Annotated in this window: 1 pseudogene; it reads right to left on the reverse strand. The window is 65.9% G+C overall.

The features are described 5' to 3' along the window. Positions 1 to 25: 25 nt before the first annotated feature. Positions 26 to 1,005: pseudogene (locus ACF08B_RS41670) on the reverse strand (IS5 family transposase). Positions 1,006 to 1,082 lie beyond the last annotated feature (77 nt).

Here is a 1,082-nt window from a genome sequence, read left to right on the forward strand (position 1 = left end):
CACTAGGGCCTGTGTGATGTCGTGATCAGTCGGTGGTCTTCAGGAGGTCGTCGATCCAGATCATTGCGGCGCGGAGGTGGAGGCCTGCGATATAGCTTTCGGGTGACTTGTCGTATCGCGTGGCGATGCCTCGCCAGGCCTTCAATTTGTTGATCAGGCGCTCGACCGTGTTCCGCTCTTTGTAGAGGTCTGCGTCGTAGGTGACAGGCCGGCCGCCTCCGCCGCCCTTCTTCTTCCGGTTCGCGGCCTGGTCCTTCTTCTCGGGGATCACCGCCTTGATTCCGCGTTTGCGCAGGTAGGACCGATTGCCGTGGGACGAGTAGGCCTTGTCCGCGGCGACCGCGCTGGGCCTGGTGCGAGGACGGCCGACGGGCAGGCGGACTCGGACACTCTTGAGCACGGGGATGAACTGCGGGCTGTCCCCGGCCTGCCCTGCGGTCAGCACCATTGCGAGCGGTCGGCACCTGCGGTCTGCAGCGAGATGGAGTTTGCTGGTCAGTCCGCCCCGGGACCTGCCGAGCAGGGCTTCATTCAGGCGGAGCTTGCGCCTGCGCCGGGTCCGCCGGCGTTCGGCCTGTCCGTTCTGTTCCTCCGGTTCGCCCCTTTTTGCCGTGCGGTCTCCTGTTCCTGCGCGGCTTCCTCCATGGCGTTCATGAGGTGCTTGCTGACACGCAGGCCTGCGGCGTCGTGGTGGGCGCGGACCGTGGTGGAATCCACGCTGACCAGCGACAAGTCGCTCTGTCCGGCCCGGGCTCCCTCGGCGATCAGGCCTTCCAGCAGGGCGGAGAACACGCCGGCGTCCCGCCAGGCGCGGAAGCGTCCGTAGACGGTGGCCCATGGGCCGAACTCGGCGGGCATCTCACGCCACTGACCGCTGGACCGGAATCGCCAGACCACCCCTTCGAACTGCTCACGCAGCCGTTCCGGGTACGGGCCGTACCTCCCGATCGGCAGGTACGGCTCAATGAACTTCCACTGGGCATTGGTGAGTTGCCTGCGTGTCACGACCACAGTCCTACCGGGTTCCACCCCACGAAGAGGCCAGAACCCAGGAACTGATCACGACACCACACAGGCCCTAG

The organism is Streptomyces sp. NPDC015139 (assembly GCF_043079785.1).
Classification (GTDB): Bacteria; Actinomycetota; Actinomycetes; order Streptomycetales; family Streptomycetaceae; genus Streptomyces; species Streptomyces albidocamelliae.